The 22,030-nt window shown below is 35.6% G+C and carries 16 protein-coding genes and 1 tRNA gene; 11 read left to right on the top strand and 6 right to left on the bottom strand.

Annotated elements, in window-relative coordinates; genetic code table 11:
- The first annotated feature begins 36 nt into the window (after positions 1-36).
- From ACXAGJ_RS03950 to ACXAGJ_RS03925, 6 genes are all read left to right on the top strand, one after another.
- A complete protein-coding gene (locus tag ACXAGJ_RS03950) occupies positions 37-1,434 on the top strand; it encodes an OmpA family protein (RefSeq protein ID WP_474837335.1) in 1,398 nt (465 codons plus the stop codon).
- Between the two features lie 117 nt (positions 1,435-1,551).
- On the top strand, positions 1,552-4,284 hold the full coding sequence (locus ACXAGJ_RS03945; protein ID WP_474837333.1) for a PD-(D/E)XK nuclease family protein: 2,733 nt from the start codon (positions 1,552-1,554) through the stop codon (positions 4,282-4,284).
- Between the two features lie 2 nt (positions 4,285-4,286).
- Positions 4,287-5,135 (top strand): alpha/beta hydrolase family protein, encoded by an 849-nt coding sequence (locus ACXAGJ_RS03940; protein ID WP_474837331.1) that lies wholly within the window; start codon positions 4,287-4,289, stop codon positions 5,133-5,135.
- Between the two features lie 57 nt (positions 5,136-5,192).
- On the top strand, positions 5,193-5,477 hold the full coding sequence (locus tag ACXAGJ_RS03935) for a hypothetical protein (RefSeq protein ID WP_474837329.1): 285 nt from the start codon (positions 5,193-5,195) through the stop codon (positions 5,475-5,477).
- A 73-nt stretch (positions 5,478-5,550) separates the two neighbouring features.
- Positions 5,551-7,947: a TonB-dependent receptor gene (locus tag ACXAGJ_RS03930; RefSeq protein WP_474837327.1), complete on the top strand. Its 2,397-nt coding sequence runs from the start codon at positions 5,551-5,553 to the stop codon at positions 7,945-7,947.
- 11 nt (positions 7,948-7,958) lie between these two features.
- Positions 7,959-8,537: a type 1 periplasmic binding fold superfamily protein gene (locus ACXAGJ_RS03925; protein ID WP_474837325.1), complete on the top strand. Its 579-nt coding sequence runs from the start codon at positions 7,959-7,961 to the stop codon at positions 8,535-8,537.
- Positions 8,538-9,428: 891 nt separating this feature from the next.
- Here the strand turns inward: ACXAGJ_RS03925 and ACXAGJ_RS03920 are convergent.
- From ACXAGJ_RS03920 to ACXAGJ_RS03905, 4 genes are all read right to left on the bottom strand, one after another.
- On the bottom strand, positions 9,429-11,159 hold the full coding sequence (locus ACXAGJ_RS03920; protein ID WP_474837323.1) for a helix-turn-helix domain-containing protein: 1,731 nt from the start codon (positions 11,157-11,159) through the stop codon (positions 9,429-9,431).
- A gap of 606 nt (positions 11,160-11,765) precedes the next feature.
- Positions 11,766-13,547 (bottom strand): erythromycin esterase family protein, encoded by a 1,782-nt coding sequence (locus tag ACXAGJ_RS03915; protein ID WP_474837321.1) that lies wholly within the window; start codon positions 13,545-13,547, stop codon positions 11,766-11,768.
- A gap of 291 nt (positions 13,548-13,838) precedes the next feature.
- Positions 13,839-13,912, bottom strand: a tRNA-Ala gene (locus ACXAGJ_RS03910).
- Positions 13,913-13,921: 9 nt separating this feature from the next.
- Complete coding sequence (locus ACXAGJ_RS03905) at positions 13,922-14,722, bottom strand: universal stress protein (protein ID WP_474837319.1); 801 nt, start codon at positions 14,720-14,722, stop codon at positions 13,922-13,924.
- Between the two features lie 180 nt (positions 14,723-14,902).
- Here ACXAGJ_RS03905 and ACXAGJ_RS03900 point away from each other — a divergent pair, with 180 nt between their 5' ends.
- The 5 genes from ACXAGJ_RS03900 to ACXAGJ_RS03880 all read left to right on the top strand — a co-directional run bounded on the left by ACXAGJ_RS03900 (position 14,903) and on the right by ACXAGJ_RS03880 (position 19,274).
- Complete coding sequence (locus tag ACXAGJ_RS03900; RefSeq protein WP_474837317.1) at positions 14,903-15,403, top strand: GNAT family N-acetyltransferase; 501 nt, start codon at positions 14,903-14,905, stop codon at positions 15,401-15,403.
- Positions 15,400-16,731, top strand: a complete 1,332-nt coding sequence (locus tag ACXAGJ_RS03895) for an MATE family efflux transporter (protein ID WP_474837315.1) — start codon at positions 15,400-15,402, stop codon at positions 16,729-16,731. The genes ACXAGJ_RS03900 and ACXAGJ_RS03895 overlap by 4 nt, the downstream gene beginning before the upstream one ends.
- Before the next feature lie 378 nt (positions 16,732-17,109).
- Positions 17,110-17,880 carry an enoyl-CoA hydratase/isomerase family protein gene (locus ACXAGJ_RS03890; protein WP_474837313.1) on the top strand — a complete coding sequence of 257 codons (771 nt, stop codon included), beginning with the start codon at positions 17,110-17,112 and terminating at the stop codon, positions 17,878-17,880.
- 134 nt (positions 17,881-18,014) lie between these two features.
- On the top strand, positions 18,015-18,467 hold the full coding sequence (locus tag ACXAGJ_RS03885) for a 6-pyruvoyl trahydropterin synthase family protein (RefSeq protein WP_474837311.1): 453 nt from the start codon (positions 18,015-18,017) through the stop codon (positions 18,465-18,467).
- 48 nt (positions 18,468-18,515) lie between these two features.
- The gene (locus ACXAGJ_RS03880) at positions 18,516-19,274 is read left to right on the top strand and encodes a UDP-2,3-diacylglucosamine diphosphatase (RefSeq protein WP_474837309.1); all 759 of its coding nucleotides are present in this window, start codon (positions 18,516-18,518) and stop codon (positions 19,272-19,274) included.
- A 56-nt stretch (positions 19,275-19,330) separates the two neighbouring features.
- Here ACXAGJ_RS03880 and ACXAGJ_RS03875 read toward each other — a convergent pair whose 3' ends face one another.
- Complete coding sequence (locus ACXAGJ_RS03875; RefSeq protein ID WP_474837307.1) at positions 19,331-20,827, bottom strand: T9SS type A sorting domain-containing protein; 1,497 nt, start codon at positions 20,825-20,827, stop codon at positions 19,331-19,333.
- A gap of 159 nt (positions 20,828-20,986) precedes the next feature.
- Entirely contained in the window at positions 20,987-21,955 is a 969-nt protein-coding gene (locus ACXAGJ_RS03870) for an ABC transporter ATP-binding protein (RefSeq protein WP_474837305.1), read from the bottom strand.
- Positions 21,956-22,030 lie beyond the last annotated feature (75 nt).

Genomic DNA, 22,030 nt, shown 5'->3' with positions numbered 1-22,030 from the left:
TGCTCTAATTAACACTTAAAAATTAAATTATTGAATATGAAACATCTTAGCAGATTTTTAGTGGCTTCGATTTTTGTACTTGGACTTAGTACTGCGAATGCACAAAATGAAGACAATCCTTGGGCGGTTTCTATAGGTATCAATGCAGTTGATATTTTCCCTACGGGAGGTGACCTAATCAGCCAGGGGGAAATTTTCGACGAATTTTTTAATGCTGGTGACCATTGGAATATCCTTCCTTCTGTTTCTAAAATATCTGTTGGTAGATATATAGGAGACGGTTTCACATTTACTGTGGCTGGGTCTGTTAATAAAATAGACAATGCTGGAGAGCTTCCTGATGGGACTCTTGTAGACGTAGATGATTTATCTTACTACGCAGTAGATGGTAGAATTAGCTACAGTCTTCAAAAAGTATTGAACACAGGTTGGTTCGATCCTTACCTAGGTGTAGGTGGAGGTTATACTTGGGTTGACGAGCTAGGAGCTGGAACCCTAAACGGATCTCTTGGAATGAACTTCTGGTTAACAGAAAACTTAGCACTTAATCTTCAAACAACTTATAAGCACGTATTCGAAGACTACGAGGTAACTGGTGTAACTCCTACTCACTTCCAACACTCTGCTGGTCTTACTTTCGCTTTCGGAGGTAAAGATACAGACGGTGACGGTGTATATGACAAAGAAGATGAGTGTCCAGACGTACCAGGTTTAGAAGAATTCAACGGATGTCCTGATACTGATGGTGACGGAATCACTGATGCAAAAGATGATTGTCCTGATACTGCAGGTACTGCAGAATTTAACGGATGTCCTGATACAGACGGTGACGGAATCGCTGATCCTAAAGATGAGTGTCCTACTGTTGCTGGTCTTGCTAACTTAAATGGATGTCCTGATGCTGACGGTGACGGAATCACTGACGCAAAAGACGGTTGTCCAAACGAAGCAGGTCCTGCTGAAAACAACGGATGTCCTTACCAAGATAAAGACGGTGACGGTGTTCTTGATAAAGATGATAACTGTCCAGATGTTGCAGGTACTGTAGCAAACAACGGATGTCCTGAAGTAACTGAAGAGATCCAAAAGACTCTTAACCAGTACGCTGCTCAGGTATTATTTGACTCTGGTAAGTCAACTATCAAAGAAGAGTCTACAAAAGTACTTAACGATATCATCGCTATCTTAAAAGAGTACCCTACTGCTAAGTTTACAGTAGAAGGACACACTGATAGTGCAGGTAGCGCTAAGCTTAACCAAAGATTATCTGACTCTAGAGCGAACGCTGTTAAGAACTTCTTAGTAGAAAATGGAGTTGATCAGTTCAGATTATCTGCTGTTGGATACGGTGAAGATAAGCCAATCGCTTCTAACAGTACTAGAGCTGGTAGAGCTAAAAACAGACGTGTAGAGATCAACTTAGTGAAAAACTAAGAAAGTCTCTCAAGAATAATAAAGAAAACGTCCCGAGTTATCGGGGCGTTTTTTTATTTTTAAATCCTAATACAACTATACCATACGTTGCTATGAGTAGTGTAAAATGAAAAGGATTTGAAAAGTTTTTTACAAGAAGTACTACAAGATTTAAACTACTCTCCTGAAGAAATTAGTAACGTAATTTTTTTGGTCCCTAGTAAAAGAGCCGGGCTTTTTCTTAAAAAAGAACTCGTAAATACTTTTGGAGATTATACCATCCTACTCCCGGAAATTTATAGTATAGAAGAATTTATATCCAAATTATCAGGATTACAGCAAATAGATAGTATTCAGGCATTATTCGAATTTTATGAATCCTATTTACAAACATTCCCAGAGCAGGATAAAGAGGATTTTGAAACCTTTAGCAATTGGGCACAAACCTTAATTAGCGACTTTAACGAAATAGATCGTTACTGTATTGATCATAAAAGCTTCTTCTCTTATTTATCCGGAATTCAAGATTTGAATCATTGGTATCTGCAAAAAGAGAAAACCGAACTGGTACAAAATTATATTCGATTTTGGGAAAGTTTAAAGGAGTACTACGATGCATTCAAAAATAGACTATTATCTCAAAAAATTGGATATCAGGGATTGCTATATAGAAAGGCCTCAGAAGATATCGTAAACTATATTAATGAGGAAAAGAGGACTCATATCTTGGTCGGGTTTAACGCATTAAATAATGCCGAGCAGCTTATTTTTCAGGAATTGTTGGGAGCAAATATGGCCGAGGTGTATTGGGATGGAGATGAGTTTTTTTTTAATAACACCTATCATGAAGCATCCTTGTTTTTAAGAAACTATAAAGAACAATGGGAGTACTATCAAAAACACTCTTTTCGATGGATAGGAGATCATTTTTCTGACGAAAAGGATATTCAAATTATTGGAGCACCAAAACACGTTGGTCAGGCAAAATATGTAGGAGAAATTGTAGCTACAATCCCAGAAAAGGAAATGGAAAATACAGCTTTGGTATTGGCAGACGAGGGATTGTTACAACCATTGCTTAATGTATTACCAGATACGGTTAGGTCCATTAATATTACTATGGGATTGCCACTCAAAGAAGTTCCGATTTCTGGATTTTTTGAACAATTGTTTGATTTACATAAACACTCGAATACAAAAGGTTTGTACTATAAATCAGTAGTGCAAATTCTGAGTACCCTTCCAGCCTTTCGACTTTTGAAAGGAACATCCAGAAAGTTAATAGAAACCATTTCAAGGAACAATATGGTATTTGTTAGTTTGGAACAATTAAAGGAGGGTTATAATGATAAGGAACAAGAACTACTAGAGTTATTATTTAAACCTTGGGAAAATGTTTCTGTTGCAGTAGAAAATTGCCGAATACTAATTACCCAGCTCAGGGATCATATAGAGCAAGAAGATCATCAAATAGAATTAGAATATGTATATCGATTTCATATTGTATTCAATAAGCTGTCGGCATTAATAGATAACTATGATTATTTGAAAACCATTGCAGGGTTGCATTCTTTATATCGAGATATTTTGCTAACAGAAAACCTGGACTTCTCGGGAGAACCATTTAGCGGTTTGCAGTTTATGGGAATGCTAGAATCGAGGTGTTTAGATTTTGAAACCGTAATTATTACGTCGGTCAATGAGGGAATTTTACCTGCAGGCAAAAGTGCAAACTCCTTCATCCCCTATGATCTAAAAAGAGCATATAATTTACCTACTTATAGAGAAAAGGATGCCATTTATACCTATCATTTTTATCGATTGATTCAACGTGCAAAAAAAGTGTATTTGTTGTATAATACAGAGTCCGAAGGTGTAGGTGGAGGTGAAAAAAGCAGATTTTTACATCAATTAGCTATCGACAAACGACCAAAACATCAGATAGAGCAGCTTCTAGTTTCGTCTGATGTACCCAAGTTGAGTAGTGATCCACTGCGTATCGATAAGAACGAAGAGATTTTAACCTCGCTAAAGGCGCTCGCAAATCATGGCCTATCTCCTTCTGCCCTTACCACATATATTAGAAATCCAATAGATTTTTATTATAAATATGTATTAGGAATTCAGGAAATGCAAGAGGTAGAAGAAACTATCGCCGCCAATACCTTGGGAACGGTGATCCACAATACCTTGGAAGTGTTTTATAAACCGCTGGAAGGTGTTGTTTTGACTTTAGACCACCTAAAGAAGATGAAAGAAAACGTAGCCCAAGAGATTCAAATTCAATTTAAAGAAACTTATTCAGAATTAGATATCACACAAGGTAAAAACCTCTTGATTTTTGAAGTAGCTAAAAAGTATATTTATAATTTCCTGAGGTCTGAAGAGAAGTTGCTCAATAGTGGAAGTCAACTCAAAATTGTAGCGATAGAAAGCAATCTCAAAACTGAATTAAAAGTACCGGAACTTAATTTTCCTGTATATATTAAAGGTAAGGTGGATCGTATTGATGAATTAGATGGGAAACTTCGAGTAATTGATTATAAAACAGGAAAAGTAACCCGAAACGATGTTGTGCTAATGGATTGGGATCTGATTAGTGAAGAATACAAATACAGCAAAGCTTTTCAGGTGCTAAGTTATGCGTATATGCAAAGTATGAATGTTGCAGAAAGTCCTTTTCAAGCGGGGGTAATTTCGTTCAAAAACCTTCAGGAAGGGTTTCTAAGATTTGGAACAAAACAAAGTGTACGAGGTAAAGTAGATCACGAAGTCACAGCCGAAGTAATGGATACATTTTTGATACAACTGAAAAAAGTAATTATCGAGATTTTTGAGAGCACAATTCCGTTTACCGAAAAAGAAGTATAACTATGATCACAAGTAAAAAAAATATTGTTTTAGAAGGTAATCATGGCAAACGCATTGTAACCGATGTATTCTATGCCAATGAGCTCAACAACAAATCCGTTATAGTTTTTTGTCATGGATACAAAGGTTTTAAAGATTGGGGCGCATGGGATCTAATGGCTGAAGCTTTTGCGAATGCTGGATTTGTTTTGGTGAAGTTTAATTTTTCGCATAATGGAGGTACTGTTGAGCAACCTATTGATTTTCCAGACCTAGAGGCTTTTGCCAATAATACATTTATCAAGGAATTGGATGATTTGGAAACAGTATTGGACTGGATTACAAATCCAGATAATGAGATTTTGTCCAATGCTAATACCCAAGACATTACACTTATAGGGCATTCTAGAGGAGGAGGAATTGTTACCATTAAGGCAGCAGAAGATCCAAGGGTTACAAAACTGGTTACCTGGGCTGGGGTGTCGGATTATAAAAATCGATTTCCAAAAGGAGAAGCTTTTAGGCAGTGGGAAAAAGATGGGGTCTTTTATGTCGAAAATGGAAGAACTAAACAACAGATGCCTCATTATTTTGATTTTTATAGTTCTTTTGAAGAGAATGAAGAGCGTTTGACGATTTCTAGAGCCGCTGCACAAATTACGATACCATATTTGATCGTGCATGGTACAGAAGATCCTACTGTGGATGTGCAAGAAGCATATGACATAAATAAGTATAATCCCAATGCATCTCTCTTTTTGGTAGAGGGAGCAGATCACGTGTTTGGAGGAAGACATCCATGGAAAAACAGTGATTTGCCCAAAGATTTGGAGAAAATCATTGAGAAATCTATTGAGTTTACAAGACTTTAACAGCTGTTATAGGCAAATAATGTAATATTTTTCATTTTTTTTTGTTTATTTGTCACAATGAAGTCAGAAAGACGAATGATAGCGGCCATATTTCTTACCCTGTTCTGTTTAATACAGTTAGCAGAGATTCATGTGTTTGGACATGATAGTTGTGAGGAAGAATGCCAGTTATGCCTGATTTCAGCAGAAAAAATAAATGACGGGTTTCTAAATACAGAAGAGGTTACCGTACCTTGTATTATAGTTGTCCCTACCGATGTTGTTCGATCTACTTATGAACAACGCTATTTTACTTCTACAGTTAAGAACGCTTTTCTTAACAAAGCTCCTCCTACGGCCTAATAACTTCGTTATTTTTTTTAGTTCAACTTTTTTTAAATAGCAGGCAGTCAGTGCTAGCGATAATTATATTTTAATGAAAAGATTAACACTCGTTACAGCAGTGTTTCTTTTAGGAACTTTGATCTCAATTGCCCAAGAGTGCAATAAAACCCTTACCGGTAAAGTAATAGATTTTCATGATGGAGTACCATTGAAAGGAGCTACAATTACATATAATAATCAAACCATCGTAACCGACGATGCAGGAAACTATAGTATTAGTTCGCTATGTCCTACTTCGTATGCCTTTACGATATCTCACAAAGATTGTAATTCTCAGGTGGTTACTATCAATATTGGCGAGGTCTCTACCAAAACTTTTTATCTCGAACATCATTTGAATGAGCTTCAGGAAGTAGAGGTTTCAGGGCAAGCTCCTAGTAAAACATCGTCTTCACAAGAAGAAACGATTAGTGAAAACATTCTCGAAAAATATAGTAGTGCCTCTTTGGGAGATGCCCTTAGAGAAATTACAGGCGTTTCTTCATTGAATACAGGTTCAACTATTGTAAAACCTATAATCCAAGGATTATCAGGTAGTAGAGTGTTGATTATGAACAATGGAGTGCGAATGCAGGATATGGAATGGGGAGATGAGCATGCACCCAATGTAGATATTAATAGTGCTGGAAAAGTTACCGTAGTTAAAGGTGCGGCCGCATTGCGTTATGGAGGTGATGCTATTGGAGGTGTTATCGTTATGGAACCCAACAATGCCCCTGCAAAAGATACGTTAATGGGGAAAACAGCTGTAACCGGTTCATCCAATGGTAGAGGAGGTGCTATTACCTCTGAACTTATAAAAGGGTATGAAAGTGGATGGTTTGTCAAAGGGCAAGGTACTTTCAAACGTTTTGGAGATGTTGAAGCACCAGACTATGTGCTTTCTAATACAGGCATTTCAGAAATAGCTGCTTCTCTGGCATTTGGAGTTAATAAGTTTACACATGGTTGGGATGCCTTCTACTCATATTTTGATACCGAAATTGGGGTGTTAACAGCTTCTCATATTGGTAATGTTGATGATCTTATTGTATCGATCAATAGCAATGAACCCAATGTGATCAGAGATTTTACTTATGATATTATTAATCCAAAACAGGAAGTAAAACATCATTTAGGGCGCTTACGTTATTTTAAAAGATTCGAAGAATTGGGTAAGTTAACCGTACAATACGATTTTCAGCTCAATCAACGATTAGAGTTTGATATTCGACAAACTGCAGCCTTAAGAGAAATACCCAGTCTGGATTTGGAGTTGACCACGCATACGTTTAGTTCTGATTTTAAATTCGATTCGAAATCAGATTTTACCCTGGATACCGGAATCTTATTAAGGTATCAAGAGAATTTTGCTGATCCCTCTACTGGAGTAAGAAGGTTGATCCCGGATTATGATAAATATGATGCTGGAGCATTCATTACGGGAGAATATGTCCTTAATGAAGATTTGGTAGTAGATGCTGGTATACGATATGATTACAATCAAATCAATGCCAAGAAATTTTATTTAAAAACACGATGGGAAGAACGAGGATATGATCAAGAGTTTTCGGACCTGATCATAGAAGATTTTGCAACGCAGTACTTAACCAATCCAAAATTTGATTACCATAGTTTTTCTGCAACTACAGGTCTTAATTATCAGTTTAAAGATGATTATGAATTAAGATTCAATTATGCGTTGGCACAAAGAGCACCAAATCCCGCAGAGTTGTTTAGTGATGGATTACATCATTCTGCGGCTCGTATAGAATTAGGGGATCTTAGAATTGAACAAGAAACCTCTCATAAAGTGTCGTTATCAGCACAAAAAAATGGTGAACGCTGGGGCTGGGAAATAGCACCCTATGCCAATTTTGTCAATGATTATATCTTGTTAGAGCCCACAAATGTGGAATTGTCTATAAGAGGTGCTTTTCCGGTTTGGGAATATAGACAAACAAATGTTCGCCTATTAGGAACCGATGCAAAGTTATATACCCAATTACACACCAATTGGAGAACGGATCATAGCTTTTCTATTGTAAAGGGAATTGAAACTGAGAATGATACCCCACTTATTAATTTACCAGCGGCAAATTTATCTAATAAGGTAACTTTTACCAAGCAGGATTGGTTGGGGCTAGAAATGTCTTTAGAAAGCCAATACGTTTTTAGACAGAATGAATTTCCGCCTAATATTAGTGTTTTTTCACCGCAAGCAGGACAAGATGTATTATTAGAAATCAATACACCACCTGATGCATATCATTTGTTGCATGCCAATGCAGATATCGAAGTATCTGCTTGGAAAAACAGCACAATGAAAATAGGTGCCACAGTATCGAATATTTTAAATAAAAATTATAGAAACTACCTTAACCGTCAGCGGTTTTTTGCAGATGATGTAGGTAGAAATTTTATACTAAGACTAACATTTAACTATTAAATTTTTTTAAAATGATGAACTCAAGAAAATTTTTATCAATCTTAGCTATTGCGGGTACTTTGTTTGTATCATGTTCTGATGACGACGATAATCCGGATCCAGTACTTGAACAAGAATTAATCACAACTATGACGATTACCTTAACTGCGGGTAACGATGTGGTTACTTTAAGAGTATTTGATGAAGATGGTCAAGACGGGCCAGTAGCTCCTGTAGCAACCGTTTCTGGAAACTTAGCGGCAAATACTACGTATAGTGGTTCTATAGGTTTATTAAATGAAACTGTAAACCCTGCAGATGATGTAAGAGAAGATGATGTTGAGCCAGAAGCAGATGAGCACCAATTCTTTTTTGAAGCTGCCGGTGGTTTGAATGTGGTAGCGACTTATGCTGATACAGAAGCTGATTATCCTCCATTAACAGGAACTAATCCAGTGGGTCTTGAATTTCAGTTAGAAACAGGTGATGCTAGTACAGGTACATTTACTGTTACCTTAAGACATGAGCCTACAAAGCCAAATGACGGTACGTTAGCAGGTGCTGGAGGAGATACTGATATTGCGCAGGCTTTCCCTATTACAATCGAATAAACGCTTTAAATAATTTGAAACAATAGTAATTATATGTTATAAGTTGAGTTTGTAGATTTTCTTTCGCAGATAATAATTTGTTTCAATGTTAAACCCTCGAGGAAGTAGTTACCCTTGGGGGTTTTTTTATATCCAAAAAGCAAAAATTGGTATACATTTTGATGAATTTACGATAAGATAACATCATGGTTTTCGATTTGGCTCAGAAACCACTGAGAATATGCTAACAAAAGGAGAAAAACCACATTGTAAAATGCTATGAAATGTGATGTTCAATGGGTTAAATGCAATGATTTTACGAAGACATTACGGCATCGTTAAATGTTATTTATCATCAAAAAAGAGCTATTATAATTGAGGAAATGACATTATATTCGCGGCATAATTAGCAATAAAGAAAACAATTGAAACTATCATAATTAGTATAAGTTGAGTTTGTGTTAAATACTACTACTAAGTTTCAATTAAAAACCCCCGGATTAGTTACCCGGGGGTTGTCTTTTTTAACTGATATTTTTCTAATAACTTATCTATTTAAAAGAATGTAAAGTGCATTAAAGCCCTATTCACTATTTCGATAAGAAACTTAATACCATATAATGTTACCGTAGATTACACAATTGCTGCATGGTAACTTCGCTATTGCTTCCACCTTTTACTTTAGTTTTTTGTAATTGATTCAATTTAGTAACATTAATTTTTGTTAACGAAAGCTTACTGTTTTTTTTAGATTTCATTGTGTGAGTTTTAAAGGATTTAATGATGTAAAACTATTTAAAAGCGTACTAAATAGCAGTGTTTTTTGATCCCTTATGCTCAAAATTTATAAAGATATAACCAAGATTTATAAATTTTTATCAAGTTTAGCCAGAAGAAATTGAAATTTATAAACTATTGATCATTAAGGTTTTGTATGTAGTCCGAAGGGTTTTGTCCAATTCTTTTTTGAAAAGCAGCAGAAAAAGACTGTATATTATTGAAACCAGTTTCCAAGGCAATGGATTTGATCGAATAGCGCCTAAACTTTTGATCTGTTTTCAACCTTTGAATACAAAATTCTATACGTAGATCATTAAGATAGTTTGCAAAATTCTGTTTTTTATGCGTATTGATCACTTTGGATAAATAGGAAGAATTAGTTTTGAATTTTTTGGCCACATTAGCCATAGTCAGATCATTTTTTAAAAATTCCTGGTTTTCTTCAAACTTTGTTAGCCTATGGATGATGTTCTCAACAATTTCAGGTGCTATTTCTATCTGCTTTGATGATCTGGTTCTTTTAGAAGACTTTTTGATCAAGTCGGTATACTTTTCTTCTATTTTTTGCTCGTAGACTTTCTTTTCCTTTTTGAAATAATAGAAATATGCAAAGGAGACCGTAGCAATAACTAGAATTGCGATTAGTAAAAATCGATACTGTAATTTTTTACTGCGATTTTGTATTCCAAGGATAAGCTCATCTTTATCCTTTATAAGTTGTGCAGTATCGTAGTTTTTGGCGATATTATTGCTCAACACTTTTTCTCTTTTTTGACTGATCTGCTCATACTTGATCAGTTTTTCCATCATTTTTAATTGACTTTCCTGATCTTCTTCGCCTTTGTAATGATCAATAAGCATGGTGAACGCATCTTTTATCGAAGAAGAATAATTGGATTCGTCTATAGAATCGTCAATTTTCTTTAAAATAGCGAATGCTTTTTGGTGTTGATTGAGTTTCGAATGCGTTTTTGCAATGTATAATTGGTTCAGAAAGAAAAGATCATTATTTAAGATTGGATCTATCAAACCCGAAGCTTTTTTTAGGCTATCAATAGCGTTAGGGTAATTTTCTCGCAAAAAATTATTAACTCCACTACCAAATAGAAGTTCCGGATAGTATTTTTTAGAATCTTCAGAAAAACTTTTAATGATTCCTTTCTTAAAATAATATTGAGCAGAATCCAAAACACCTAGGCGGTTATAACAATTTCCCAAATTGTAATATGTGGCGATATAGTGATCCAGAAATTGATTTACGGTATCTCTATGCTTTATGATTTTCAAGTTTTTTTGAAATGTACTAAGGGCCTCTTGGTATTTACCCAATGTACTCTTTAACATAGCGATGTTGTGTTTGCAGGCTACTATATGATCCAGATTATTACTGTTTTCTGCATACTGTAAAGCCAACAAATAGAATTCAAGGGCATCATTATTTTTCTTTAGATCTGTAGAGACAATCCCTTTTCCTATATAGGCCCTGGCAGGATAGTACTTATGACCTGTATTTTTGGTAAGATTGATAATAGTATCGCAATAACTCAAAGCTACTTTAGGTTGCTCCCAGTTTAATCTTAGTAACATATAATAGGCATCTGCAAGTTTTATCGTATCAAGATCCTGTTTTGCCTTTTTCAAGTACTGCTTAGCGATTGTAAATGCTCTAAAGGAATTCTTATACCTGTTGTTGTCATATGCCTGAGACAACTCAGTATATGATTTTCCTTGCCAATTATTTTGAACAGAATCATTTGTCTGTAGAGGTAAAATAGCATCAATGACCAAACTGTCAATACCACTAGAAAAAATAAAGTGAGAGTTTATAAATAAAAAAGTGATAAAACATAAAACAAATCGCATACGTGCAAGCCCTAATTTTTAATAAATGATTGTAGCGTGTTGTCATTAATATTCTTATGTACATAAGGAATTAATACGGGACAAACTACGCAAAATTTATAAATCTTGTGTTATAAATTTATGATTTTGCGCTTATTTCTTCTCCAACTTTGCATTTATTCATATCTTAAAATAAGATATGAAAATTAATGCAGTTTTTTTTGATAAAAACAAATTCAGGCATTTCCTACCGCAGGAAATCAGATTAAATACCTCACTAGAATAACTTTTAAAACCTTGAAGGATTCTAATAATTCATTTCAATAGATGATTAATTATTTCCGTAGTTGCTTATTAGAACAATCCAAAATCTGTTTTTATCTGTAATGAAATAACACAATAAGTATGTGTCGTTTTTATATAAAATGTTACTAACGATTTTGGCATAATTACATTTTAAAAGGTGTATTTGTTAAGACGTGAGAATAGATCTTGTAGTATTATTTGTTCTAGGATAGAAGTTATAGAATATAAAACATTTGATAGTTAGATTTTTAATATGGATAAATATTAAAAAAGGGATTAGAGCACTAATAGAGGTAAGATTAGAGTTCTTTGGTAAAAAGACTACGATTTCTTTTGCAAACGTTTATTTTGAAGGCGTCTCATAACTTCTTTTTTTCCGTTAGGCGTAAGATTTGCACTTGAGGTTTCTTGAATAAAAATCATTCCGTCAAAGGTTTTAACAGGAACAATTCGTTGTTTTGAAGCATATGTATAATCCTTGCTCCAGCTTGCTCCGGCATAATACATTTCAAGTTTTTTATTTAGGAAGTTTTTGATTGCTGGAGATGACGAATTAGATGCATTTAAATCAATAAAAAAGATGTCGTTTTTAGATTGCGCGAAGTACCAGTCCAAACTACCCTCTAGCGCCGGCGGAATTTGAAATGGAATCACTCCAGTATATTTCTTTTCCCTAGGCAAATAATTCATTGCCTGAAAACTTCCTTGATAGGTAGAAAAACCAATCGCATAGTAATCATCGCTAAAGTATCTTGCCAGTGCACTTCCTAAGGGGTTCGGATATCCATTTACCTTCTCTTTGGAGTTTTTTGAAATATGCCCATTATGAGCCCAAATTACAATTTTACGATCAGGTTGTTTTTGAGATATTTCTAATACTGTTTGAGCCATAAACTCATCGCGTATACTATAAGCCAAGGTGTTTTTTTGTAGTTTTCTATCATTAGATTCTACTCCTTGAAGTACTTTTCTAAAATCAGCAATTACATTTTCATATTCTGAAATAGAACTATTGTGCACTAATTTGGTTTTATGTAGGACAAGTTTAGATAATAGCTCATATAGCTTGTTTCTTTGAGAAGAAATGTCTTTGTAGTTTATGTTTGTACTTAATTTAACAAACAAAGAATCTACTTGTTCTTTGATTTTGGTATTAATCTTCGTCTTAGAAAGGAATGTGTTTATATTGTCATAAGCTAATTCTAATGCTTTGACCTGGGTATCAATACCAACAAATTGTACTTTTTTATCCTCAGACACTTCAGCGTTATATTTTCGCATCCATTCGATCATATCTACTACTTCTTCTGTATCCCAAACCCAGAACCCTTGAGAAGAAAGAGCATCTCTACTATTGCTTTTCCCATAAAGAACATAATCGTTGATTGGTCGGCATCCTATATGACTCGCTTCAATGGCAAAAGTTCTAAACCCCATTTCTTTAACCAAAAATTCAAGAAAACGATGTTTCATTTGGAACATTTCTTTTGTGCCATGACTGGTCTCTCCCAGCCCAATCACTTTTTTATCTTTCAGGATTGTTTTTAAGCTGGAAAAATCTTCTAACCCGGTTTCTGCTCTAACACCGTTAAGCGGTGTAGAATTGGTATTGATCCACGAGATTACAGCATCTCTTTGAGCATCTTCAATAGACATTTTCTTGATATATTCACCTTTTGAAAATATCCTAGGCTCGTTAAATTGAAACGCACCATTAATATTTTCTATATGACTTAGAAGGTCAGAATCGCTTAAATACTCAGGAATATGTGAGGAGATCTGAAATGTATAAATACCAGGGTCTATAGCCTGAAATTGCACGAATTCGATATCATTTTTTGTGTTGTTGGTATTAATGATTTGTAAAGTGTCCATTTGCTGAGAAAGAACTAACACCTGAAGATTTACATCTTTCTGTTCAATCTGAAACTCGATAAAATCTTCTTTTTTTAATTGAACCTCGAAACTATGCTTTTCGTTACCAATTAATTGAATATCCTTATTCTTCTGGTGATCTATCAAAGAATACTGTGCCTGTATTGTACAGGAAAAGGTAAAAGACGTAATTAGTAATGCAATGTAAGTACTAGAGTTAATTTTCATATCAAAGGTTGAGGTTTTAAGATGTAATTAATTTGACTGTAATTATTTCTTCACTTAAGACGGCTCAATTCTTTAATAAAGATAGAGCTTAATGCACTCAAATTCTTTTTTTGGAGAGGCAAAGAACCCGAGTATACACCAAGATTTATAAAAGTATAAAAGGTAAAAATATGTGATAGTATTGATTTTACTAATGCTATATGAAGATTAATGCCAATTTATTGGTTCGAGGTTGAAAAGGATGTAAAAAAAGAAAAGAGTTGCACTTTTTTGCAACTCTTTTGATAAAAGTGGAGAAGATGGGACTCGAACCCACGACCTTTTGACTGCCAGTCAAACGCTCTAGCCAGCTGAGCTACATCCCCTTTTTTGAATTAATCGGCACCGCGAAGTACCAATAATGGGAGCCTACTTTCAAAATCTTTCTTAAGCACGGTGTTTTCTTCCCAAAGCTTAGAGAAAAACCCTCGTTTTCTTCTAAAAACACAGATAAGATCTGGATGAGTCTCATTCAAATGTTCCAAAACGCCTTGGAAAAGTGTAGCGTTTTCAGAAGATTTGTAGGTAGATACAATCTCGCCTAATTCCTTTTGAAACTCCGAGTCTTCAGGTAAAAAATCTGCAGTCTTTACTTGAAGTAACTTTAGCTCAGCGCCAAATGTAGTTAAAATTTCTTTGATAGGAGTTAAAGCATTTTTCTTTTTTACCATACCAGATTTTACAGCCATGAGAACAGTTTTGATGGGTGTAAATTTGTGTTGTGAGGGTATAATCAGGACAGGTATTTCGGTTTTTTTGACCAAACTACCAGAAGTTTCACCAAGAAAATATGGATTATTAAGGTCACTACTTTCAGAACCCAAAACAATCAAATCAATCGCGTGTTCCAGATTAAATTGTGGAATGGCTTCCAGTAACTCTCCTTCCAAAGGAAGTGGGATCACTTCTACTCCTTTTTTGTCAAGAGCACTCAACTTTTCTTCAATAGAAGATGTGCTGATTTCTTTTAAAGTTTCATTTACCGAAGGCAAACTACCTGATCTGGGTAGCTCTTTAAATACTTCTACTGCATACACCGTTCCACCAAGCTCTTTGGCTAGATCCACCGCATATTGAAGTAATGAATTACTAATTGAACTTTCAGACAAGCCCACTGGAACAAGAATGTTCTTCATCCCTATAATTTGATTTGTGATTAAGGTGACAAAATTACAATTTTAAAGTGATTGGTTGTAGAGATAACTATAAAGATATCAGGTGGTTTTCTTAAAGTTTTTTTAAAAATCCCTGTAAACCAATGATAGAACTATCATTGCAGATATAAAGTTAGTACTTTTGCGACTTTCCTAAAAAATATGATTCGTAAAGCGATATTATCTGATTTGGATGTCATCCATAAACTCACACAATCATGTGCTCAAGCAATGATAGCCAAAGGGATCTATCAATGGAATGAGCATTACCCAAAGCGTGAGCGTTTTGAAAAAGATATCCAATTACAAGAACTGTATGTTTTTGAAAAAGATGCAGTCATTATTGGGACTATAGTATTGACTGAAATCATGGATGAAGAGTACATCCCGATAGAATGGCTCACCAAAAATGACAATAACGTATACATCCATAGATTAGCTGTTGATCCAGAGTATTGGGGTAAAGGGTATGCGCAACAGCTTATGGATTTTGCCGAGGATTATGCACGTAAGAACAACTATGAATCGGTTCGATTAGATACCTTTAGTCAGAATACGCGAAATCAAAAGTTTTATGAAACCCGTGGATATCAACGTTTAGGAAATATATATTTTCCAAAACAAAGCGAGTATCCTTTTTATTGTTACGAGCTCATACTATGAGTGCATTAATCAGTTTTAAAAATATCAATAGACTTGCAATTCCGGCGATTATTTCGGGAATAGCAGAACCTATTTTATCGGCTACAGACACAGCTGTAGTAGGTAACATTCCCGTATACGGAACAGAGTCTTTGGCTGCTGTTGGTATTGTAGGATCATTTCTTTCGATGTTGATATGGGTTTTGGCACAAACGAGAGCTGTTATTTCGGCTATTATTTCTCAATACCTGGGTGCAGGAAAATTAGATGAAGTAAAGACACTACCTGCACAAGCTATTCTTTTCAATATAGGGCTTAGTATAACCATACTGATTGCAACCGTACCTTTTATAAGAGAGATTTTCGAATTGTTAGAAGCCAAAGGAAAGGTTTTAGAATACTGTATTTCTTATTACAGAATACGAGTTTGGGGATTTCCATTGTCCCTTTTTGTTTTTGCTATTTTTGGTATTTTCCGGGGACTACAAAATACCTTTTGGCCCATGATCATTGCCTTAATTGGTGTAGTGGCTAATATAGCGCTGGATTTTGCTTTTGTATATGGGATCGAAGGTATATTGGATCCTATGAATCTGGAAGGAGCAGCCTGGGCTAGTTTGATATCTCAAGTCTTGATGGCTGTTTTATCTTTAATTTTGCTGCTTAAAAAGACAGAGGTTTCTCTAAAACTGGAAGGACTTTGGCATCCAGAAATGAAACGTTTCTTGGTGATGAGTGGTAATCTTTTTATTCGATCTTTAGCCTTGAACGCCACTTTGATGTTGGCAGTACGAGAAGCAACTAGTCTTGGAACCAATTTTATTGCTGCACATAGTATTGCTATACAGTTATGGCTGTTTTTCGCATTTTTTATTGATGGATATGGCGGCGCAGGAAATATTTTGGGAGGTAGATTATTGGGAGCCAAAGATTACAAAACCCTTTTTGCAATGTCAAAAAAAGTAACCGTTTATGGCGTAATTGTAGCTTGTCTTTTAGGAGGAATAGCTGTATTAATTCCTAAGCAACTTGGCTTGATTTTTTCTAAAGATCCAGAAGTACTGTCTATTTTTACCGATTTTTTCTATATCGTGGTCATTATGCTTCCGATCAATGCATTAGCGTTTGTGGGAGATGGTATTTTTAAGGGTATGGGAGAAACTGGATATCTTCGAAATGTATTGGTGGGTTCTACATTCCTTGGTTTTGTGCCTGCGTTGTTGATTACCCGATATTTTGATTTACAATTGCATGGAGTATGGATAGCGATCTCTGTTTGGATGCTGGTAAGAGGAGTATCTCTGGTTATAAAATTTAAGAAAAAGTATATTCCCCTAGCGGTGGGATAAGATTACTTTGATCACAAACCAGAGTGTTATCAGATAAGTAGATAGCATTATAAGCTCTAAACGATATTTTTCAAGATACTTTTTTATCATGGTTCAAAAATAGAATATGTTGATATACAATGAAATACGTAGTGATACGTATTTAAAAACGTCACTTTGTAAAAAAGTATACCGGACAACGCCTAACCCCATTGCTGTCCGGTATTTCAACTACACTTAAGTAAAAAAATGTTGCTTTATTAGATAGTGTTACAATCAAATGATATGTTACCCACTTTTTTTAAATTTTTTTTGTGGGGTGTCTGAGCAGAAGTTTTCTTACTTCCTTGGAACTATAAAATTTCAAAACTTTATATACTTTTATCAAAAACAGATACGATGAGTACCACCGATAGAACCAATGGGAGTTTATATGTACATACCGAGAATTATATTACCACTATTGAATTTGGTCACCCTGCAAGTAATTCATTCCCATCAGAGTTATTAGAAAGATTAACCCAAGCCTTTATTAAATTATCAGATGATCAAAATACCAGAGTCATCATTTTGAAATCTGAAGGAGATAGGGCCTTTTGTGCGGGGGCTTCTTTTGACGAGTTGGTTGCCATTACGAATTTGGAAGAGGGTAAAAAATTCTTTTCTGGTTTTGCCAATGTGATCAATGCTATGAGAAAGTGCCAAAAACCAATTATTGGTAGAGTGCAAGGTAAAACCGTTGGAGGAGGTGTCGGACTGGCCTCAGCATGTAACTATTGTTTGGCAACCGAAGCAGCATCTATAAAATTAAGTGAGCTTACTATAGGCATAGGTCCTTTTGTGATCGAGCCGGCCGTATCCAGAAAAATTGGAATAGCCGCTTTTGAGACTTTAGCTTGGGAGGCCTCGCAATGGAAAAATGCATATTGGGCCAAAGAAAAAGGCTTGTATTCCAGAGTTTTTTCAGAGATTAACGAACTGGATAAAGAAGTACAATTGCTAGCTGAAAAATTAGCGAGTTACAATCCTCAAGCCTTACAGCAAATGAAAAAAGCAGTCTGGGAGGGTACAGAACATTGGGACAATTTATTGGCCGAAAGGGCAGCAATTTCTGGAGAATTGGTGTTATCCGATGCAACCAGAAAAGCCCTTGAAAAATTCAAAAAATAAAAATGGATATTTTAAACTTTTTAGGAGGAAACGGACTGTTTCTTGTTTTAGGAATAGTATTAGTTGTAGTTTACTTTGTAAACAAGCGAAAAAGAAGGTAATCTTCCGTAACTTTGCACAAATTAATACAAGGAATGAATAAGATTAGGATTACAAAGCAATTTTCTTTTGAAACTGCCCATGCACTTTACGGTTACGACGGGAAGTGTCGAAATCTACATGGACACAGTTATAAGTTGAGCGTTACTGTAATGGGAACTCCTATTGCCGATACTTCGCATGTTAAGTTGGGAATGGTAATTGATTTTGGAGACCTGAAAAAAATTGTAAAGGAAGATATTGAAGATGTTTTCGATCATGCCACAGTATTTAATAAAAACACCCCTCATGTAGAGTTGGCTGGAGAGTTGGAACAAAGAGGACACGACGTGATTCTAGTAGATTATCAACCTACTACCGAAAACATGATCCTTGATTTTGCAGAAAGAATAAAGAAAAAATTACCAAATACGATCGAGTTACACTCTTTAAGGCTTCAGGAAACAGAAACATCCTACGCAGAGTGGTATGCTTCGGATAATGAGTAAATTGCACTCCTCTAATAAATGCCTATATTTATTTTATAAACACACAATATGAACCTTCCAAAGGGGAAAAAGATTTATTTTGCTAGTGACAATCATTTGGGAGCTCCAACATCGGAGAAAAGTTTCCCAAGAGAACAAAAATTTGTAAAATGGTTGGACGAAGTAAAGGAAGATGCTGCTGCCATTTTTTTATTGGGAGATCTTTTTGATTTTTGGTTTGAGTATAAAACGGTTGTGCCCAAAGGATTTACAAGAACATTAGGCAAATTGGCCGAAATTACCGATTCAGGAATTCCAGTGTATTATTTTGTAGGGAATCACGATCTCTGGATGAATGGTTATTTTGAGGAAGAACTAAATATTCCTGTATACCACAAACCCAAAGAGTTTAAATATAATGGAGTGACTTTTCTTATAGGTCATGGAGATGGCCTTGGTCCTGGGGATAAAGGGTACAAGCGGATGAAAAAAGTGTTTACTAACCCGGTAGCAAAATGGTTTTTTAGATGGTTGCACCCAGATCTTGGAGTAAAACTAGCGCAATATTTGTCGGTAAAAAACAAGCTAATTTCCGGAGATGAAGATGTGACCTTTTTAGGAGAAGATAATGAATGGCTGGTACAGTATTGCAAAAGAAAGCTGGAAGATAAACACCGAGATCATTTTGTATTTGGGCATCGACATTTACCCATGGAAATTCAATTAAATGAAACATCAAGATATACAAATCTTGGAGATTGGATTACCCATTACACCTATGCCGTTTTTGATGGAAAAAATTTAGAGTTAAAACGTCTTTCGGAGTAATAAAAAAGGGCTGCAAGTATATACAGCCCTATGTAGTGTGGTTTGTCCCGGAGGGTTTATTTTAAGAGTATTTGTTCTACAAAAACAGCTTCGCCAAGAGTAACCTTTACCAAATATAACCCCTGAGTTGTTATATTGCTTTTCAAATCGTTAAGAGCAATTACCTGATTTCCCTTTTCTTCTATTGCTATGGATTTAGAAACAATCCTCTTTCCGTTAAGGTCCATAATTTCTACAGTGCACGTTTCGTGGGTAGCATCAGAAATGTGTAGCTTGAGATTGTCTAAAGTGGATGGATTAGGAAATAGTCGTATATTTTTTGAATCGGATATCAAGTTTTGATTTGCTCTGCTTGTAGTATTATTTAACCCCTGGATAACGAATTTTTCCCAGGAACCAATGTTAGATCTATTACAGAAAATGCCCTTATCATTTCCGTTTTCATGGCTCACATATTTACCATTATTACCTTTGATTGCATAGAGGTCATTTCCTAAGGGTTCCAAAACGAATTTTTCCCATGCGCCTACTGCATTACGGTTACAATTCATGGCTTTGGCTCCGTTCTCAGAACTTACATATTTACCATTGTTGCCTTTGATTGCATATTGGTTGTTACCAAGGGATTCGAAAGTAAATCGTTCTTCTGCCTCTGCGGTATTGCGATTTGCTCTCATTGATCGAGAACCATTTTCGGCACTTACATATTTATTAATGGATTGCCCCAAAATGGCAACATTAGTATTAGGCGAACCATCTGTTCCTTCAGGAATTACATAAACTAAAATATCGACTACAGAGACATTCCCTTTGTTGTCGTATGCTTTTACTTCAAGAAGATAATTTTTTACGGGTAGATTGGCCAAAGCATTGTCCTGTCCGCGGTCATTCCATAAATAGGGAGCAAATCGTTCTACTCTCACCAATTGTCCATCGATAATCAGTTGGATTTCTTTTACTCCGTCTGCGTCTGTAGCTTCTGCCTCTACGGTAAAAGTTGCAGGAGCTACCAATCGTTTATTCAGGGTAGGGAAAAGCACTCGTAGTTTTGGGCCTTCTCCTTGTCCACTACCTCCGGTTCCTGCTGTTCCTATTTCGTCCAAGTCATCACCGCCATCACCGCCGTCGGTTCCTCCGTCACCATTAAACCTTGGTCTACTTGATAACCAAGCCATATCCCATTTGGGCCCGATTTGATCACATCCTTCCGGACCCAGATCTACTCTCCCCGGGCAGCCAGGTTCATCGGGTGCATCGTTAAATGGTCCATTACCGCATTGTATGTCGTTATAGATGGGATCTCCATTTTGGTAAGCGCGATAATTAGGGTGTTTTTTAAGTTCGTCACAGATATCAACTACACTGTATGCGGTATTATTAATAGTAACAGTTTTATTGGCAATTCCATGATCCAAATTAGAATCACACCAACAAAATCCATTGGCTTCAAAACTGTCTTTCCAACCTGGTCTGGGATTCCACTGTTGGGATTGTACGGTAATCGCCGTAGAAAAAATGGCGAGTAGGGTAAGCATGTAAAGTTTACGTCTCATGTTTAATTTTTTTGCGTGAATATTTATACTGGTTATTCTGTAAACGTAATTAATTATGTGTGGAAAGAGTACATTTGGAGTACATATATGGGGTAAAAGAATACATAAAGCATACTCGTTGTATGATATGGTAAAAAGGAAAGTCTCTAGAGGATCTTATTAAAGAGATAATGTACGATGAAGTGCTTTTTCATCGATATGAATACCAACAGATTCTGGTGCTTTAAGTGCCGAGGTATGGGTAAAGAAAAATACAGATTGATCAAGAACGGCTTCCACCAAATAATGACTTCCATTAAAATAAGAATTCTTTACTCTTACTTTTGTAGAGGAGTTTTGATCTATGGATATTTCATGTGGGTATACTAGAATATTATCCGGGCTATCATGACCCAACGAAGAAAGTGCTACTTGATTTACTTCGCCAAAAAGAGACGCGATATAGTAATCTTGTGGATTTTGATACAATTCTTGAGTTGGTTTTTTGACTACAATTTCTCCTTGACGGATGACAATGGTTTCGTTGGTAAACGATAGGATGTCGGTTTTATCGTGTGTAGCAATAATACTGGTGATGTTGTTTCTGTTGAGATACCTGAAAAGATTTCTGCGTAAAGAATTTCTTCTGAAATTATCTATATTATGAAAAGGCTCGTCCAAAAGTAGTATCTCTGGTTTTTTTGCTAGAGCTTTGGCAAGTGCCACGCGTTGTTTTTGCCCACCACTCAGATTTTCTACTTTGGTAGCTGCAAAATCTGTCATTTCAACAATTTCGAGCAATTCATTTACTCTTCCTTGTTTTAACTCAAGCTCGAAATTGGATAAATATTGTCCTATATTTTCCGCAACAGTTCTGAAGGGTTGTAATTCGAATCCTTGCGAAAGGTATTTCATGTTTTCTTCACCTGGGACTAGATTATAAAGTGGGCCAAGTAATTTTTTATCTTTCCAGAATAATTCTCCTTCATTGGGCTGCAACAATCCATAGATGACCTTCAACAAGGTACTCTTACCACAACCACTAGCACCAATAAGAGCGATGTGTTGGCCTGGTTCAATCGTAAAGTTGATATTTTTTAGAACAGGGATGGTATTGTAAGCAAAAGAAAGATTGTGAATTGCAAGCATATTCAAAGATATTGAACTTTGATGAAGTTTTTGAAGAAAAAAATCCACTTCTTTTTAAAGAAATGGATTTTTTAA

This window comes from Aquimarina sp. AWH4_224, from assembly GCF_056160245.1.
This window is presented reverse-complemented; position numbering and strand designations above follow the sequence as displayed.

What these genes read in the sequence shown, in the direction of transcription:
- ACXAGJ_RS03895 (WP_474837315.1), top strand. Translation starts at nt 15,400, where the DNA reads ATGAGTGCATTAATCAGTTTTAAAAATATCAATAGACTTGCAATTCCG.
- ACXAGJ_RS03900 (WP_474837317.1), top strand. Translation starts at nt 14,903, where the DNA reads ATGATTCGTAAAGCGATATTATCTGATTTGGATGTCATCCATAAACTC.
- ACXAGJ_RS03920 (WP_474837323.1), bottom strand. Translation starts at nt 11,159, where the DNA reads ATGCGATTTGTTTTATGTTTTATCACTTTTTTATTTATAAACTCTCAC.
- ACXAGJ_RS03890 (WP_474837313.1), top strand. Translation starts at nt 17,110, where the DNA reads ATGAGTACCACCGATAGAACCAATGGGAGTTTATATGTACATACCGAG.
- ACXAGJ_RS03925 (WP_474837325.1), top strand. Translation starts at nt 7,959, where the DNA reads ATGATGAACTCAAGAAAATTTTTATCAATCTTAGCTATTGCGGGTACT.
- ACXAGJ_RS03905 (WP_474837319.1), bottom strand. Translation starts at nt 14,722, where the DNA reads ATGAAGAACATTCTTGTTCCAGTGGGCTTGTCTGAAAGTTCAATTAGT.
- ACXAGJ_RS03930 (WP_474837327.1), top strand. Translation starts at nt 5,551, where the DNA reads ATGAAAAGATTAACACTCGTTACAGCAGTGTTTCTTTTAGGAACTTTG.
- ACXAGJ_RS03870 (WP_474837305.1), bottom strand. Translation starts at nt 21,955, where the DNA reads ATGCTTGCAATTCACAATCTTTCTTTTGCTTACAATACCATCCCTGTT.
- ACXAGJ_RS03885 (WP_474837311.1), top strand. Translation starts at nt 18,015, where the DNA reads ATGAATAAGATTAGGATTACAAAGCAATTTTCTTTTGAAACTGCCCAT.
- ACXAGJ_RS03940 (WP_474837331.1), top strand. Translation starts at nt 4,287, where the DNA reads ATGATCACAAGTAAAAAAAATATTGTTTTAGAAGGTAATCATGGCAAA.
- ACXAGJ_RS03875 (WP_474837307.1), bottom strand. Translation starts at nt 20,827, where the DNA reads ATGAGACGTAAACTTTACATGCTTACCCTACTCGCCATTTTTTCTACG.
- ACXAGJ_RS03880 (WP_474837309.1), top strand. Translation starts at nt 18,516, where the DNA reads ATGAACCTTCCAAAGGGGAAAAAGATTTATTTTGCTAGTGACAATCAT.
- ACXAGJ_RS03950 (WP_474837335.1), top strand. Translation starts at nt 37, where the DNA reads ATGAAACATCTTAGCAGATTTTTAGTGGCTTCGATTTTTGTACTTGGA.
- ACXAGJ_RS03915 (WP_474837321.1), bottom strand. Translation starts at nt 13,547, where the DNA reads ATGAAAATTAACTCTAGTACTTACATTGCATTACTAATTACGTCTTTT.
- ACXAGJ_RS03935 (WP_474837329.1), top strand. Translation starts at nt 5,193, where the DNA reads ATGAAGTCAGAAAGACGAATGATAGCGGCCATATTTCTTACCCTGTTC.